The sequence below is a fragment of the Leyella stercorea genome (assembly GCF_021531355.1).
GTDB lineage: Bacteria > Bacteroidota > Bacteroidia > Bacteroidales > Bacteroidaceae > Prevotella.
Genome location: NZ_JADYTS010000004.1, coordinates 75,512 through 91,970 on the forward strand (window position 1 = coordinate 75,512; position 16,459 = coordinate 91,970).

At 46.9% G+C, this 16,459-nt stretch carries 19 protein-coding genes and 1 riboswitch; of the genes, 18 read left to right on the forward strand and 1 reads right to left on the reverse strand.

Features of this window, described 5'->3' with window-relative positions:
• Nucleotides 1-210: 210 nt before the first annotated feature.
• The 15 genes from I6E38_RS02550 to I6E38_RS02620 all read left to right on the forward strand — a co-directional run bounded on the left by I6E38_RS02550 (nt 211) and on the right by I6E38_RS02620 (nt 13,378).
• A complete protein-coding gene (locus I6E38_RS02550; RefSeq protein WP_106812768.1) occupies nt 211-561 on the forward strand; it encodes an NADH-quinone oxidoreductase subunit A in 351 nt (116 codons plus the stop codon).
• Nucleotides 552-1,265, forward strand: coding sequence for an NADH-quinone oxidoreductase subunit B (locus I6E38_RS02555; RefSeq protein WP_235392519.1), 714 nt, complete (start codon nt 552-554; stop codon nt 1,263-1,265). The genes I6E38_RS02550 and I6E38_RS02555 overlap by 10 nt, the downstream gene beginning before the upstream one ends.
• 18 nt (nt 1,266-1,283) lie before the next feature.
• Entirely contained in the window at nt 1,284-2,855 is a 1,572-nt protein-coding gene (locus tag I6E38_RS02560) for an NADH-quinone oxidoreductase subunit D-related protein (protein WP_235392520.1), read from the forward strand.
• Between the two features lie 184 nt (nt 2,856-3,039).
• A complete protein-coding gene (nuoH, locus tag I6E38_RS02565) occupies nt 3,040-4,125 on the forward strand; it encodes an NADH-quinone oxidoreductase subunit NuoH (protein WP_235392521.1) in 1,086 nt (361 codons plus the stop codon).
• Between the two features lie 19 nt (nt 4,126-4,144).
• Nucleotides 4,145-4,681 (forward strand): NuoI/complex I 23 kDa subunit family protein, encoded by a 537-nt coding sequence (locus tag I6E38_RS02570; protein WP_235392522.1) that lies wholly within the window; start codon nt 4,145-4,147, stop codon nt 4,679-4,681.
• A 14-nt stretch (nt 4,682-4,695) separates the two neighbouring features.
• Nucleotides 4,696-5,214 (forward strand): NADH-quinone oxidoreductase subunit J family protein, encoded by a 519-nt coding sequence (locus tag I6E38_RS02575; protein WP_235392523.1) that lies wholly within the window; start codon nt 4,696-4,698, stop codon nt 5,212-5,214.
• 2 nt (nt 5,215-5,216) lie between these two features.
• On the forward strand, nt 5,217-5,525 hold the full coding sequence (gene nuoK / locus I6E38_RS02580) for an NADH-quinone oxidoreductase subunit NuoK (RefSeq protein ID WP_106811901.1): 309 nt from the start codon (nt 5,217-5,219) through the stop codon (nt 5,523-5,525).
• Between the two features lie 9 nt (nt 5,526-5,534).
• Nucleotides 5,535-7,547: an NADH-quinone oxidoreductase subunit L gene (gene nuoL, locus I6E38_RS02585; RefSeq protein WP_235392524.1), complete on the forward strand. Its 2,013-nt coding sequence runs from the start codon at nt 5,535-5,537 to the stop codon at nt 7,545-7,547.
• Between the two features lie 7 nt (nt 7,548-7,554).
• Entirely contained in the window at nt 7,555-9,042 is a 1,488-nt protein-coding gene (locus I6E38_RS02590) for a complex I subunit 4 family protein (RefSeq protein ID WP_235392525.1), read from the forward strand.
• 21 nt (nt 9,043-9,063) lie between these two features.
• Nucleotides 9,064-10,497: an NADH-quinone oxidoreductase subunit N gene (locus I6E38_RS02595; RefSeq protein WP_235392526.1), complete on the forward strand. Its 1,434-nt coding sequence runs from the start codon at nt 9,064-9,066 to the stop codon at nt 10,495-10,497.
• A 299-nt stretch (nt 10,498-10,796) separates the two neighbouring features.
• Complete coding sequence (locus tag I6E38_RS02600) at nt 10,797-11,366, forward strand: Crp/Fnr family transcriptional regulator (RefSeq protein WP_235392527.1); 570 nt, start codon at nt 10,797-10,799, stop codon at nt 11,364-11,366.
• Nucleotides 11,367-11,472: 106 nt separating this feature from the next.
• Nucleotides 11,473-12,186: an SDR family NAD(P)-dependent oxidoreductase gene (locus I6E38_RS02605; protein WP_235392528.1), complete on the forward strand. Its 714-nt coding sequence runs from the start codon at nt 11,473-11,475 to the stop codon at nt 12,184-12,186.
• 98 nt (nt 12,187-12,284) lie between these two features.
• Nucleotides 12,285-12,509 (forward strand): DUF3791 domain-containing protein, encoded by a 225-nt coding sequence (locus I6E38_RS02610; protein ID WP_235392529.1) that lies wholly within the window; start codon nt 12,285-12,287, stop codon nt 12,507-12,509.
• 129 nt (nt 12,510-12,638) lie between these two features.
• Nucleotides 12,639-12,860, forward strand: coding sequence for a hypothetical protein (locus tag I6E38_RS02615; protein WP_235392530.1), 222 nt, complete (start codon nt 12,639-12,641; stop codon nt 12,858-12,860).
• A gap of 5 nt (nt 12,861-12,865) precedes the next feature.
• Nucleotides 12,866-13,378, forward strand: coding sequence for a hypothetical protein (locus I6E38_RS02620; protein WP_235392531.1), 513 nt, complete (start codon nt 12,866-12,868; stop codon nt 13,376-13,378).
• A gap of 190 nt (nt 13,379-13,568) precedes the next feature.
• Here the strand turns inward: I6E38_RS02620 and I6E38_RS02625 are convergent, their stop codons facing one another.
• Nucleotides 13,569-14,150, reverse strand: coding sequence for a Crp/Fnr family transcriptional regulator (locus I6E38_RS02625; protein WP_235392532.1), 582 nt, complete (start codon nt 14,148-14,150; stop codon nt 13,569-13,571).
• Between the two features lie 160 nt (nt 14,151-14,310).
• On the opposite strand from I6E38_RS02625, the gene I6E38_RS02630 reads away from it, so the two are divergent.
• The 3 genes from I6E38_RS02630 to I6E38_RS02640 all read left to right on the forward strand — a co-directional run bounded on the left by I6E38_RS02630 (nt 14,311) and on the right by I6E38_RS02640 (nt 16,234).
• Nucleotides 14,311-14,637: a DMT family transporter gene (locus I6E38_RS02630; protein ID WP_235392533.1), complete on the forward strand. Its 327-nt coding sequence runs from the start codon at nt 14,311-14,313 to the stop codon at nt 14,635-14,637.
• 13 nt (nt 14,638-14,650) lie between these two features.
• Nucleotides 14,651-15,826, forward strand: coding sequence for an MFS transporter (locus I6E38_RS02635; RefSeq protein ID WP_235392534.1), 1,176 nt, complete (start codon nt 14,651-14,653; stop codon nt 15,824-15,826).
• A gap of 57 nt (nt 15,827-15,883) precedes the next feature.
• Nucleotides 15,884-15,987: riboswitch (SAM-I-IV-variant riboswitch) on the forward strand.
• A complete protein-coding gene (locus I6E38_RS02640) occupies nt 15,986-16,234 on the forward strand; it encodes a hypothetical protein (protein ID WP_235392535.1) in 249 nt (82 codons plus the stop codon). (Overlaps the previous riboswitch by 2 nt.)
• The last annotated feature ends 225 nt before the right edge of the window (nt 16,235-16,459 follow it).

The window sequence follows — 16,459 nt, forward strand, 5'->3', positions numbered from 1 at the left end:
CGAGCCATAAACATAAGATTGTGGCTACGGGCAACATTTGCGTTTTTTTGTTTGATAAATTTGTTGGCATTTTCTTTCATTCTTATTAGGATTTTTTCTTAAAAATCCACAACATTCCAATATTTATTGCTAACTTTGCAAACTGAAAATTGCAATTCGGATACTTATAAAGTATTCTACGTAGAGAAAACAAATTGTTTTAATAATTTTATGGATTTTATTTTATTAATCACAGTCATCTTGACGGCTGTTGTATTGGTGGTAGGTGCATACGTAGTTGCAAAGCTCGTAGGTCCTCGTTCGTACAACCCAGTTAAGGGTCAGCCTTTTGAGTGTGGTATTCCTACGCGTGGAACCTCTTGGATTCCTGTGCACGTGGGCTACTACCTCTTTGCTATCCTTTTCCTGATGTTCGACATTGAGACACTCTTCCTCTACCCCTGGGCAGTGGTTGTCAAGCAGTTTGGAGCCATGGCGCTTGCGAGCGTAGGCTTCTTTATGCTGGTATTGGTATTTGGCCTTGCTTATGCATGGCGGAAAGGAGCATTGGAATGGAAGTAAGAAAACCTGTCATCAAGAGTATCCCTTACGATGAGTTCAAGGACAATGAGGGCCTTGAGAAAATCGTAGACGAACTCCATGAAGGAGGCGTCAACGTAGTAGTTGGCTCGCTCGACCAGGCTATCAACTGGGGCCGTTCCAACTCTTTGTGGTCATTAACATTCGGTACTTCGTGCTGCGGTATTGAGTTCATGGCAGTGGGCTGTGCCCGCTACGACTTCTCACGCTTCGGCTTCGAGGTAACACGTAACTCTCCACGTCAGGCCGACCTCATCATGTGTGCCGGTACCATCACAAACAAGATGGCTCCTGTCTTCAAGCGTCTCTACGACGAGATGGCTGAGCCTAAGTATGTTGTAGCTGTGGGCGGTTGCGCCATCTCGGGCGGTCCGTTCAAGAACTCGTACAACGTGGTGCGTGGCATCTCGGAGATTGTTCCGGTAGACGTTTACGTTCCGGGCTGTCCTCCACGTCCAGAGGCTATCCTCTATGGCATGATGCAGCTTCAGCGTAAGGTGAAGGTAGAGAAGTTCTTCGGTGGCGCAAACCACAAGATGAACAGCGAGGAGAAGGAACTCTCAATGTCGAAGGGCGGTCTGCACGGACTTAGCAACGAGGCTCTCGCAAGCGAGAAGAAGCGCGAGACCATCGTAGTGAACAACGTTCCCGAGGATTTCGACGCTAAGAAAGGTCTAACTGATTAATATAATAAGGTATAAGATATGAAACTTGAAAACATTGAACTCTCATTTGACAATTTCGCAAGTGAGATGTCGAAGCTGAAGAACCAGAAACATTTCGACTACCTTGTTACCATTATCGGCGAGGACTTCGGCGAGGAAGGCTACGGATGTATCTACATCCTTGAGAATACCGACAACAACGAGCGCTGCTCTGTAAAGACCATCGCCAAGAAGGTAGACGGTAGCGACGTTATCCCTACTGTCATCAATCTGTGGAAGTCGGCTGAATTGCTTGAGCGCGAGGTGTTTGACTTCGTAGGTATCAAGTTCCTCGGCCATCCCGACATGCGTCGCCTCTTCCTCCGCACCGACTTCAACGGCTATCCTTTGCGCAAGGACTTCGACATGAGTCCCGAGGCAAACCAGTTCCCGTTGACCGACGAGCCTGAGAGCGACTACACTGTAGAATACTCGCTCAACGCTGACGGCCACCTCGTTGCTACCAAGAAGCGTCTGTTCGACGATGAGGACTTCGTGGTGAATATTGGTCCTAACCACCCGTCAACTCACGGTGTGCTCCGTTTGCAGACTGTGCTCGACGGCGAGAAGGTGAAGCGTGTTTATCCTCACCTCGGATATATCCACCGTGGTATTGAGAAGATGTGGGAGGGCATGACCTATCCGCAGACTCTCGCCTTGACCGACCGCTTGAACTATCTCTCGGCTATGATGCACCGCCACGCTCTTGTTGGCGTGATAGAGGAGGGTATGGGCATTGAGCTCAGCGACCGTATCCACTATATCCGTACTATCATGGACGAGTTGCAGCGTATCGACTCGCACTTGCTCTACCTCGGCTGTACAGCTCAGGACTTGGGTGCACTGACTGCTTTCCTCTACTGCATGCGCGACCGTGAGCACGTGCTCAACGTTATGGAGGAGACAACAGGCGGACGCCTTATCCAGAACTACTACCGCATCGGCGGACTCCAGGCCGACATCGACCCGAAGTTTGTAGAGAACACAAAGAAGCTCTGCAAGTATCTGCGTCCGATGATTCAGGAGTATCTCGACGTATTTGGCGACAACGTTATCACTCACAATCGTCTTGTAGGCGTTGGTCCTATGGGTCTTGAGGATTGTATCAACTACGGCGTGACAGGTCCTGCCGGACGTGCTGCCGGTTGGAAGAACGATACTCGTAAGCGTCATCCGTACGACCTCTACGACAAGGTAGAGTGGGAGGAGATAACAATGACCGGTTGCGACTCAATGGATCGTTACTACTGCCACATCAAGGAGCTTTATCAGAGCCTTAACATCATCGAACAGCTTATCGACAATATTCCGGAGGGCGACTTCTACATCAAGCAGAAGCCTATCATTAAGGTGCCCGAGGGACAGTGGTACTTCTCAGTTGAGGGTGCCAGCGGTGAGTTTGGCGTTTATCTCGACTCTAAGGGCGACAAGAGTCCTTACCGTATGAAGATGCGTCCGATGGGCTTGACCCTTACTGGTGCTCTCGATCCGATGCTTCGCGGACAGAAGATTGCCGACTTGATTACAACAGGTGCTGCTATCGACTTCGTTATTCCGGACATCGACCGTTAATCGGAATTTTGAATTTTGAATTTTGAATTTTGAATTGTCGGCTTCGCCGATTAGGAGTTAAGAATTTTGAATTGATAGGGTAAATCGCAATTCAATAATTCAAAACTCACAACTCATAATTCAAAATTGTGGCTTGCCACAATAATTCAAAACTCAAAACTCACAAATCAAAATTTAAAGAAAAATGTTTGACTTTAGTATTGTAACAAATTGGTTCCACAATCTCCTCGCAGTGACCTGCGGACTCGGAGATTTCTGGACAATACTGATCGAGTGCATCCTGGTTGGTGTCTGCATTCTCGCAGGTTATGCCATCCTTGCAATCATCTTGATCTTCATGGAGCGTAAGGTCTGCGCCTACTTCCAGTGCCGTCTTGGCCCGATGCGTGTAGGTCCTTGGGGCGTGTTCCAGGTGTTTGCCGACGTGCTGAAGATGCTCATCAAGGAGATTTTCTCAGTCGACGGCGCCGACAAGGTGCTCTACTATGTTGCTCCGTTCCTCGTGATTATAGCTTCTGTAGGCACATTCTCGTTCCTGCCTTGGAACAACGGTGCCGAGGTGCTCGACTTCAACGTTGGCGTATTCCTCATGTCTGCTATCTCAAGCATCGGCATCGTAGGTATCTTTATGGCAGGTTGGGGTTCTAACAACAAGTACTCAGTAGTTTCGGCTATGCGTGGTGCTGTGCAGCTTATCTCTTACGAGATGTCACTCGCACTCTGCCTTATCACAGCCGTTGTGCTCACTGGCACAATGCAGGTTAGCGGTATCGTTGAGGCTCAGACTGGTGCTTTCGGCTGGCTCATCTTCAAGGGACATATCCCTGCCATCATCGCTTTCCTCGTGTTCCTCGTAGCAGGTAACGCTGAGGCAAACCGTGGCCCGTTCGACTTGGCTGAGGCTGAGTCGGAGCTTACAGCCGGTTATCACACCGAGTATTCGGGTATGGGATTCGGCTTCTACTATCTCGCCGAGTATCTTAACCTCTTCGTAGTTTCAGGCATCGCCACCACAGTATTCCTTGGCGGTTGGGCTCCGTTCAACATCGGCGTAGAGGCCGTTGACGGTATCCTCAACTTCATCCCTGGTATCGTTTGGTTCCTTGGCAAGACATTCGCTGTTGTATGGCTGCTCATGTGGGTGCGCTGGACATTCCCACGTCTGCGTATCGACCAGATACTGAAGCTCGAGTGGAAATACCTCATGCCTTTGTGTCTCATCAACTTGATTCTCATGACAGTAGTTGTGGCATTCGGTTGGCACTTCTAAAAACACATTATTAATAACAATGGAAGAAAACAAAAAATCATATTTCGGAGAAATCGGAGCTGCTGTGAAGACTCTCGCCGTAGGTATGAAGACCACCTGGAAGGAGTACTTCACACCGAAGAGCACTGAGCAGTATCCCGAGAACCGCAAGACTACGCTTCACGTTGCTGCCCGCCACCGCGGACGCCTTGTGATGAACCGCGACGAGAACGGAGCGGTTAAGTGTACTGCTTGTACACTTTGCGAGAAGGCTTGCCCGAACGGCACCATCAAGATTGTATCGCAGATGGTGGAGAACCCGGAGACCGGCAAGAAGAAAAAGCAGCTTGTCGACTACCAGTACGACCTTGGCGACTGCATGTTCTGCGAGCTTTGTGTCAATGCTTGTAACTTCGGTGCCATCAAGTTTGTCAACGATTTCGAGAACTCAGTGTTCGACCGCGAGGCACTCGTGCTTCACCTCGACAAGGAGGACTACAAGGGAGGCTCACTGCCCAACCTCATCGACGGCGGTGCTGACTTCGAAATCGGAACATTTAACACTAAAACCAAATAAGGAGTAAGAAAACAATGGCAAGTTTAGTAATGTTTTGCATCTTGGCAGTGGTCATCCTTGGCTCGGCTGTCATGTGCGTGATGACAAAGCGCATCATGCGTTCTATCACATTCCTGCTTTTCGTGCTCCTTGGAGTGGCAGGTCTCTACTTCCTGCTCGACTACACCTATCTTGGTGCTGCCCAGATCAGCGTTTACGCCGGTGGTATGGTGATGATGTACATCTTCGCCGTACAGCTCGTGAGCAAGCGCACTCTTCAGGGACTTGTTGAGCACGTTAAGGGTAGCCGCGCTCTCTCAGGTGCATTGCTCTGCATCGTAGGTTTGCTTACCGTAGCTGGCATCCAGCTCAAGAACGGCTTCCTGACTCTCGCTGTTGAGGGCGAGGAGGTTCCGATGCAGACTATCGGTGAGGCTCTCCTAGGTTCGGAGAAGTATCAGTATGTATTGCCCTTCGAGTTCATTTCAGTATTCCTGCTGGCATGTATCATAGGTGCAATTGTTGTAGCACGTAAAGAAAAGGAGGACAAGTAATTATGATACCAGTAGAATGTTATTTCGTGCTTAGCGCACTTCTGTTCTTCATCGGCGTGTTCGGTTTCATCACCCGCCGCAACCTGATAGCAATGCTCGTCTCTATAGAGCTCGTGCTCAACGCTGTCGACTTGAACTTTGCGGCATTCAACCGCCTGCTCTTCCCGGGCGAGTTTGAGGGATTCTTCATGACCCTCTTCTCTATCGGCGTGAGCGCTGCCGAGAGTGCCGTAGCTATCGCGATTATTATCAACGTTTACCGCAATTTCCACAGCGATCAGGTGAACAGTATTGAAAACATGAAATATTAATTTTAGATTATGGATTTTACATATTCAATATGGATTCTTCTGTTGCCGCTGATCAGCTTCCTGGTTATCGGTCTGCCAGAATTCGTGAATAAGAAGTATGCCTGGTCGCACAAGGTAGCCGGACTCATCGGTACCAGTTCCCTCGGACTGGTTACAGTGTTGAGCTACTTCACAGCGTTCAAGTATTTCTCAGCCGACCGTCTTGCCGACGGCACCTTCGCAACCTTCGTTCCGTACAACGTAACATGGTTGCCGCTGGGCCATCTGCACTTCGACCTCGGCATCCTGCTCGACCCAATCTCAGTGATGATGCTCATCGTCATCTCTACGGTCAGCCTCATGGTTCACATCTACTCATTCGGCTACATGCACGGTGAGAAGGGATTCCAGCGCTACTACGCTTTCCTCTCACTCTTCACCATGTCAATGCTCGGACTGGTGCTCGCCACCAACATCTTCCAGATGTATATGTTCTGGGAGCTTGTGGGCGTTAGCTCTTACCTCCTCATTGGCTTCTACTACACTCTGAAGGCTGCCGTACATGCTTCGAAGAAGGCGTTTATCGTGACCCGTTTTGCCGATATGTTCTTCCTTATCGGTATTCTCATCTTCGGTTACTACACTGGAAGCTACAACTTCTCGTTCACCGGTACTGAGATTGCTTACGGTTCATGCGCTACAGCCTTTACCGTTGCTGACAACGCACGCGCTCTTGCTGCTGGCGGTATGATTCTGCCTACAGCTCTTGTGCTGATGTTCATCGGTGGTGCCGGTAAGTCGGCTATGTTCCCGTTGCACATCTGGTTGCCAGATGCTATGGAGGGTCCTACTCCAGTATCTGCACTTATCCACGCTGCCACCATGGTGGTTGCTGGTGTGTTCCAGATTGCACGTCTCTTCCCGGTATGGATTGAGTACGCTCCTCAGGCTCTTGAGGTAGTAGTGATTGTTGGTGCTTTCACCGCTTTCTATGCTGCTGCTGTAGCTTGTGCACAGAGCGACATCAAGCGTGTGCTTGCCTTCTCTACAATCTCACAGATTGCATTTATGATGGTAGCCCTCGGCGTATGTCTGCCTGGTCATCACGGTGCCGTTCTTGACAACCACGCTCAGCTTGGTTACATGGCATCAATGTTCCACTTGTTCACACACGCTATGTTCAAGGCTTGTCTGTTCCTCGGAGCAGGTTGCATCATCCACGCTGTTCACTCTAACGAGATGTCGGCAATGGGTGGATTGCGCAAGTATATGCCTATCACTCACGCTACATTCCTTATCTCTTGTCTCGCCATCGCTGGTATTCCGTTCTTCTCGGGCTTCAGCTCTAAGGACGAGATCATCACCGCTTGCTTCGAGTATTCTCCAGTATGCGGCTGGTGGATGACAGGTGTTGCCGCCATGACAGCATTCTATATGTTCCGTCTCTACTACGGCATCTTCTGGGGTACAGAGAACAAGGAACTCCACGCTCATCACACTCCGCACGAGGCTCCTGCTACAATGACATTCCCGCTCATCTTCTTGAGCATTGTCACTGTCGGTGTTGGCGTTATCACCACACTTGGAGGTTTCTGCGACTGGAGCTGGGCAAGCTTCGGCTCAATCGTGAGCGCAGCAGGCACAGCCTACACAGTTCACTTCGACCCGCAGGTTGCAGCCACATCAACCGTGATTGCAATCCTCTCTATCGCCCTCGCCACCTATATATATAAAGGTGAGAAGCAGCCTATCGCCGACAAGATGTACGCTACATTCCCGCGTCTGCATCGTTGGGCTTACAAGCGCTTCTACATGGATGAGGTTTATCAGTACGTCACACACAAGATTCTGTTCCGCTACGTAAGCCGCACGGCACAGTGGATTGACGAGAAGATCATCAACGGTCTTATCGACTTCTCTGCTTGGGGTGCCAACGAGGCTGGCGAGACCATACGTCCTTGGCAGAGCGGCGACGTTCGCCAGTATGCCGTTTGGTTCCTTACCGGTACGGTAGCTTTAACATTATTATTACTTTGCTTATAATTAAATTATGAATATATTAAGTTTATTCGTAGTAATCCCTGTCCTGATGTTGCTCGGTCTTTGGATCGCCCGCAACGTCAATCAGGTGCGTGGTGTGATGGTTGCCGGTTCATCCTGCCTCTTGGCACTGAGCGTATGGCTCACACTCCACTTCATCGGCGAGCGCGCAGCAGGCAACACCGAGGAGATGATTCTCCGCGCCACTACGGAATGGTTCCCTTCGCTCCACATCAACTATGAGGTGGGTGTTGACGGCATCTCCGTTGTGATGCTTCTGCTTTCGAGCATCATCGTGTTCACAGGTACCTTCGCTTCATGGAAGCTTAAGCCGCTTACCAAGGAGTTCTTCATGTGGTTCACATTGCTCTCAACAGGTGTTTACGGTTTCTTCATCTCGATCGACCTCTTCACCATGTTCATGTTCTACGAGGTTGCCCTCATCCCTATGTACCTCTTGATTGGTTTCTGGGGTTCAGGTCGCAAGGAGTATGCAGCTATGAAGCTGACATTGATGCTTATGGGTGGTTCTGCCCTCATCATCCTCGGCTTGGTAGGTATCTACTTCTTCAACGGTGCCTCTACAATGAGCATCCTTGAGATTGCCCACAACAACCACATCCCTGCAGCCGTTCAGAACGTGTTGTTCCCGTTTGTGTTCATCGGTTTCGGTGTACTTGGTGCTCTGTTCCCGTTCCACACATGGTCACCAATCGGTCACGGTTGTGCCCCTACATCTGTGTCAATGCTTCACGCTGGTGTGCTCATGAAGCTTGGTGGTTACGGTTGCTTCCGTATCGCCATGTTCCTCCTGCCACAGGCTGCTCATGATTTGGCTTGGATATTCCTTATCCTCACCACTATCTCAGTAGTATACGGTGCATTCTCTGCTTGTGTTCAGACCGACTTGAAGTTCATCAATGCTTACTCTTCAGTGTCACACTGTGGTCTGGTGCTCTTCGCTCTGTTGATGATGACTCGTGTATCTTGCACAGGTGCTATTCTCCAGATGCTCTCTCACGGTTTGATGACAGCCCTCTTCTTCGCCCTCATCGGTATGATTTATGGTCGTACACACACACGTGACATCCGTGAGCTTGGAGGTTTGATGAAGATTATGCCGTTCCTCTCAGTAGGTTATGTGATTGCTGGTCTTGCCAACCTCGGTCTTCCGGGCTTCTCAGGCTTCATCGCTGAGATGACAATCTTCAACGGTTCGTTTGAGAATGCCGATACATTCCACCGTTGCTGCACCATCATCGCCATCACATCTATCGTTGTGACAGCTGTGTACATCCTCCGTACTGTAGGCTTCATCCTCTTCGAGAAGGTGAAGAATCCGCACTTCGAGGAACTCACTGACGCTACATGGGACGAGCGCTTCGCAGTATGCTGCCTCATCTTCTGTGTTGCAGGTCTCGGTTCGGCTCCATTATGGGCAAGCCATGTCATCGACAATGCAGTAGCTCCTATCCTTAGCGTAATTCCAACACTTTAATAACAAGTTCAGCAGTAAAAAATGGATTATAGTCAGTTTTTTTATATGATACCCGAGGCTGGCCTCATGGCAATCCTCGTGATAGTATTCCTCGCCGACCTCTTCTTGAAGGGCGAGAAGAAACACGCTACATTGAGCATGCTGACATGTGCTTTGTTGGTAGCTCAGGTGGTATTATGCTTCAATGCCCAGCCTGCAGAGGCATTTGCAGGACTCTATACAGCCACAGCAGCTGCTCAGGTGATGAAGGTCATCCTTACAGTCGGAGCGTACATTGTTGTTGTTATGGCTCAGTCGTGGATTGAGCGTGAGGATGTGCTGCGCAAGGAGGGTGAGTTCTATGAGCTCGTTATCTCTACATTGCTCGGTATGTACATGATGATTTCATCAGGACATTTCCTCATGTTCTTCCTTGGTCTGGAAATGGCTTCAGTGCCTATGGCTTGCCTCGTGGCTTTCGACAAGTACAAGAAGGTTTCGGCTGAGGGTGCTGCCAAGTTCATCCTCACCGCTACATTCTCAAGCGGTGTAATGCTCTATGGCATCTCGTTCCTCTACGGTGCTTGTGGCACACTCTACTTCGATGATATGGCTGCCAAGATTAGCGCAACACCTTTGACAATCATGGGTCTTGTGTTCTTCTTCAGCGGACTCGGCTTCAAGATTTCGCTCGTACCGTTCCACTTCTGGACAGCTGATACCTATCAGGGTGCTCCTACACCAGTGACAGGTTATCTGAGCGTTGTATCTAAGGGTGCTGCAGCCTTTGCCTTGATGACAATCTTGCTGAAGGTGTTCGGTCCGATGGTTGAATACTACGAGACCTTGATGTACATCGTCATCGTGCTCACCATCACCATCGCCAACCTCTTCGCACTTCGTCAGACAGAGCTCAAGCGATTCATGGCATTCAGCTCTATTTCACAGGCAGGCTACATCATGCTTGCAGCCGTAGGCAACGAGACAATGGGCTTGACAGCCTTGATGTACTACGTGCTCATCTACGTTGCAGCCAACATGGCAGTGTTCACCGTCATCAACGTTGTTGAGACACGTGGCAAGGGCAACACAGAGATGTCGGTGTTCGATGGTTTCTACACCACCAACCCTAAGCTCTCGTTCCTCCTCACTCTCGCTCTCTTCTCATTGGCAGGTATTCCTCCGTTCGCTGGTATGTTCTGTAAGTTCTTCGTGTTCATGGCAGCTGCCGAGCAGGGCTCGAATATCGCCTATGCAGTAGTGTTCCTGGCATTGGTTAACACCGTACCGTCACTCTACTACTATCTGAAGATTGTAAAGTGCATGTACATCAACAAGACAGATACTCCAATCGCTACATTCCAGAGCGATGGCGCTACACGCACAGCTCTTGCCCTCTGCACAGCAGGCGTACTCCTCTTCGGTGTATGCAGCTGCGTATACGGATGGCTGGTAGCTGCTACATCTGCGATGTAGAATGTTGCCTATGGCAATGTTGAATTTTGAGTTTTGAATGTTGAGTTGTCGGCTACGCCGATTTTGAATTGTTCAATGTTGAATTAGGAATTCGTAATTGGTAAATTCAAAATGCGCGAAGCGCACAACTCAAAATTCAAAACTCAAAACGACATAACGACAATAGAGACAATGACTGACAACTCATCACAAGAGAATTGCCAACCATTGTTTCTATTGTCGTTTTTGTTTTATTAGTCAAAAGAATTGAGGACGATAGGGATGCTGAAATTATATCATATTGCCCAAAGAAATCATAAGTGAAGATGTTCAATTTGTATAAGGATGGACTTGATTTAGAGTCTCTGCGTCATTACTGCATGGAACATGGAGAAGTGCGCTTATTGAAGCGTGGTGAGATATTTGAGGATGCAGGCAAACCGTCAAAATATGTGGCTTATGTGGAGCGTGGATGCTTCAAGTATATGGTGAATAACGGAGAGGAAGGTAAAGACTACTGTACTGGTTTTGCCTTCGAAGGAGAGTTTGTGGCTGACTATCCGAATTGTCTTACAGGCAGAAAGTCTGAGTTAACTATTGTGGCTGGGACTCCGTGTAAGATATTCCAAATATTAGGGAAAGAACTGGGGACGTTATTAGATTCTGTAAATACCAAAGGACTCAAACAGGCTATATCCGATTGTCTTTTTGCTCAAGTTTATGCACAATATCTTGATACCTATCGTATGACAACCAGAGAACGATATAAGCGTTTGCTAATTCGTTGCCCGGAATTAGTTCAAAGCATCAACTTGAAGGATATAGCCTCTTATCTGAAAGTTACACCAACAACTATAAGCAATATACGTAGGGAAATTACTTTCGGGTAGCAAACTCTCAAAACATTTTGAGAGTTTGCCCATATAATGTTTTATAGTCTTAGAATACGTGCTGTTTTTAATGGGCAAGCATTAACTTTGCACAAAAAATTACAGTATGAATATCGTTATAATCGGAGCTACCTCGGGTATTGGTAAAGCTCTTTTTGTGAAGTATGCTAATGCAGATAATCGTATTGGCATTGTAGGTAGGCGAACAAACCTGCTTAATGAATTAAGTCAGCAGTATCAGTCCAAAACCATTGTTTCAAAAGCAGATGTCACAAACTTAAATGAGATAGAACAAGCGATAAATACTCTTCTAAAAGAGTTCGGTCACTTTGACCTTGCTATTATGTGTGCAGGTGTTGGTGACATTAATGCCACGCTTGACTATGCGATTGAGCGTCTTGCCATTGATACTAATGTTGTAGGTTGGACATATGTTATTGATAGATTGTATTGCATTTTTGAACAACAAGGTTATGGTCATCTTGTAGCTATAACTTCTGCTGGTGGATTGCGAGGCGAATCGGCTGCACCAGCCTATAGCGCAACAAAAGCTTACCAAATTAATTATATGGAAGCAATACGCAAAAAGGCTTTCAGAAATGGTGGTTGCATAACCGTAACAGATGTCAGACCAGGTCTTGTTGATACAGCTATGGCAAAGGGTGAGGGCTTGTTCTGGGTGATGCCGGTAGAGAAAGTGGCTAGTCAAATCATTGCTGCTATTAGCAAAAAGAAGTCTAAGGTCTATGTCACCAAACGATGGCACATACTTGCTCTAATATACAGAATCATGCCATTTTATATTTTCAAACGAATGTAGCTTCTAACATTTTATGAAAACATTTTGCCGTGTGGATTAATTGTTGTAGATTTGCGGTGAGATACTTATTTGGATAATAACTAAAGCTTTAGAAGTTTATGGACTTGACACATAATATAATAGAATATGTAAATTGCTGTGTAGGAGCATTTGCAAATCGTTTTAGTTTGACATTATCACAGTCATATGCCTATTTACGCAGATTTAAAGGAATTGATTTTCTTATTGATTGCTATGCAGCAGAGCATACTCTTTCTATAGAGGATGCTGTAGAGGATATAATGTTGTTATGCCAAAAGAATGGAGGACGATTGGGATGCTGAAATTATATCATGGAAGCAACGTTGTGGTTGACAAGATAGAATGATTGAAGAACTGCGTTTCCATAAACCGGCTATTCAATATTTCTTTGGAACAGAAAAAGCAATACGTTACTTAAAGAGAATCTAATTATGAGCGAAGATATCCAATTTAAGATTGAATGCCTCTCTACCGAGTTGGTTGAAATGTTGATGCAAAAGTATGGATGGAATATGAAGAAGGCACTTGATGAATTGTATTCTTCAGAAACCTATAAGCGATTGTGCAACCCAGATTGTGGTTTGTATTATGAAGGGGCAGTATATGTGTTCTCGTATTTAGAAAACGAGATAGAAACAGGTGTTATAAATTAAAAGCAATGAAATTCTCACTCATCAACCGCCTTTCCCAATCCGACATCCATGAGCTATGCGCCTTGACCCAAGGCGAGCGTAACAACAGTCTTAAGGAGCAGCTATACCAGTTGACATTGGACTCCGACCGCCGTGTAGCAACCAATGCGCTGTGGGTATTCACGCATTTTGCTGCAGTAGACATGGAGTGGCTATATGCCAAGCACGACCAGCTTATTAACCGTTGCTTGAATGAGAAGGATGCTACAAAGCTTCGTCTAATGCTCAATCTGCTTCTTCGTCAGCCTTATACCGAAGAAGATATCCGTACCGATTTTATAGACTTCTGCCTGACGCGACTCGCCGACACTAAGTCGCCTTATGCCGTAAGGGCGCAATGCATTAAGCTTGCCTACGTGCAAATGCACTATTGGCCCGAACTGCTTAATGAACTGCGCCAAACGCTTGAAATGATAAGCTGCGAACCTCTATCGCCTGGACTGCGCTCGGCATGGCGGCAAGTGATGAAGAAATTATAGACCACTGACTGTCGCATTACTCGAAATGTCGGATGAGCCATAAATAATACACCCTACCCTTCTGGGCGTACCACTTGCCCCCTTGTCCTATTATATCTTAAACCTCTTGTCCTTATGTTCTCTTGTCTTCAAACATCAACAAGTCCTCTTGTCCTATCTTCTCACCGATAAACTGCAATTCACACTTCTATCACTCCATATTCTGTATGAACCTGATTTTTGCCCTAATCCGGCTCAGACTTGCCTGTGTTACGCCTAAATAGGTGGCAATACTTCCCAGCGGCAATCGCTGTAACAAATCTGGTTCTTTCTCCAATAGCTCCTTATACCGTTCCGAAGCGATAGCAGACAACATAGAAATCAGCCGTTCCTCAGTGGCAAGCAACTCCATCTCCGCATAACGCCGTCCCCAATTGGCGATGTGCAAGTCTTCCGAAAACAGCTCTTTCATTTTTTTCCTTTTCAATACATATAAGACGGAATCTTCCATCAATTCCATTGTTTCATATCCCGGCTCGTCATTTACATAGCCTTTCATAGAAACAAGGGTCGCTCCCTCTTTGCCGACCCAAAAAGTAATTTCTTTCCCATCCACCGAAGTAAAGGCACGGACAATGCCTTGTTTAATGAAAAAGATGTCTTTCTCCACCTTGCCGCATTCCAATACTCTGAATCCTTTGGGATATGAGACTTCCGTCAGGCATTGTTGCAACCTGTCCAAAGATGCGTCCGGCATGGCATATCTTTGGTTGATGATTTCCTTTATATCCATAGTTCATTGCTGTTGTTAGTGTGCAAAATTATAAAATAGCATACGGAAACGAGAATAAACAGATGGTTTTTGTCAAATGAAAAGTATGTTTTTGCCAAATGCAAAAAGCTATTAGGGATTGTTTGTTTATTTTTGTGCCCGAATTTAATAAAACATAGGTATGAATTGGATAATCTTATTATTGGCAGGATTGTTTGAGGTGAGCCTCACATTTTGTTTAGGGAAAGCGAGAGCGGCATCAGGAGTTGGATTTTATTTGTGGGGAAGCGGTTTCCTTGCCTCTACCGTACTGAGCATGACTTTGCTTGCCAAAGCGGTACAGACTTTGCCTTTGGGAACTGCGTACGCCATTTGGACGGGAATCGGAGCGGTTGGTACGGTTTTGATTGGGATATTCGTTTTCAAGGAATCTGCCACTCCCATCAGGCTTTTCTTCCTCTTCGTGCTCATTGCATCCTTGATAGGATTGAAAGTCGTGTCATACTGAAAGGAGACGACAAATGAAGTATGAATTAAGAGAGAACCAAGGCATTCCGGTAGCTCTGCTGGCTCTGATGGCAGTTGCTACCGGACTTTCCGTTGCCAACTGCTACTACAACCAACCTTTGTTGGGTAGCATGGCAAAAGATTTCGCGGTAAACGACTTTTCTGCTAGCATGGTAGCGACATTGACACAGATAGGCTATGTGACCGGACTTGTGTTTGTCATCCCGCTTGGTGATTTGGTCTCACGAAAGAAGCTGATATTGACCAATTATATCATATCTTCGTGCGCCTTGCTTGCCATAGCCCTTGCACCGAACATCTATTGGGTGTGGGGCGCATCATTGCTTGCCGGCGCATCTTCGGTTATGCCGCAATTTTTCATTCCGTTAGTATCTTACTATTCACCCCCTGCGCACAAGGTGCGCAACGTAGGGATTATACAATCTTGCCTGCTCATAGGCATTCTTGGTTCACGGGTATTCAGTGGCTTTCTGGCTGACGTGTGGGGCTGGCGTTCCGTCTATTTTGTAGCTTGCTTGTTTATGCTCGGATGCTTCCTGATGATTCACAAGATGCTACCCGCGTTGTCTACCTGTTCGCAAGAAAGTTATGCAGGGTTGATGAAATCTTTGTTGCGCCTACTCTCCAAATACCCGTACTTGCGTATCGCATCGCTGAGGGCGGCATTGGCTTATGGCTCGTTCTTCGCTTTGTGGAGTTGCCTTGCTTTTCGGATGAAACAGGAACCTTTTTTTGCCAGCGACGACATTATCGGAGCACTCGGCTTGTGTGGACTGGCAGGTGCATCCACGGTGGTTTTCATCAGCGGCTACGTTCAAAAGTACGGTGCGAGGTTCTTCTCTATTGTCGGAGGATGCGTAGTATTGGCTGCATGGATACTGGCATTTTGGGGGAATGACAGCTATTTGTGGATAATAATTGCTATCTTGCTGATTGATGCCGGTATGCAATGCATCCATTTGTCGAATCAGACCAGCGTAGTCGCCCTTGACGTATCTGCCATCAATCGTATCAATACCGTTTATATGACCATTTACTTTTTGGGTGGTTCTGCCGGTACATTCGTTTCCGGTCTGTCTTGGCAGCATTACGGGTGGACAGGTGTGGTTGGGGTAGGAATTGCCTTTACCGTGGCTTCCTTGCTCGTAAACTTTTTCAAGCAATTATAAAGCCATTTTCCCTCCCGTTTTTTTTGTCAATCACATTTTTTCTTTATACCTTTGCCCACGAAACATCAAGAGCAGTATTAATCTGCACCAACCGAGCACGACAGCCACGGTGGTCAATATACGATGTGGAAATAAGTTTAATTTCAAAAATAAGTCTTTATGAACAATTCATTTTACAACGATTTTGCTGCGCGTTTTGCAGCAACAACACTCACTTCACTTGTTGAATCATTTAATAATCAGGTAGGAAATCGTGGTTTCAACTCCATGCGTGCAGCCCATGACCGGGCTCTTATTGACGAGCTTGTGCGTCGTGGCATTGATGTGTCGGCGGTGTTCGACGGTACTGTCATTTCTTTTGCCTATCATGTTGGGTTGGACAACAACAGTCTGGTAATCAGAAAATAAAAACAATTAGCAACATCTTAAACTGTTGATGATGCCGTTGAAGATAATACAAAAACGACAATAGAGACAAAGGTCAACAATAACTACTATGCCATAGCGCATAAGATTGTTGCCATTTGTCTCTATTGTCGTTTTTATTAGTATGTATTTTCAATTATTGCTGTCCGGTAAAACACCAAAGAGCATAAAAATCCTCCCCGAAGCCCCGTAAAATAGGACTTCGGG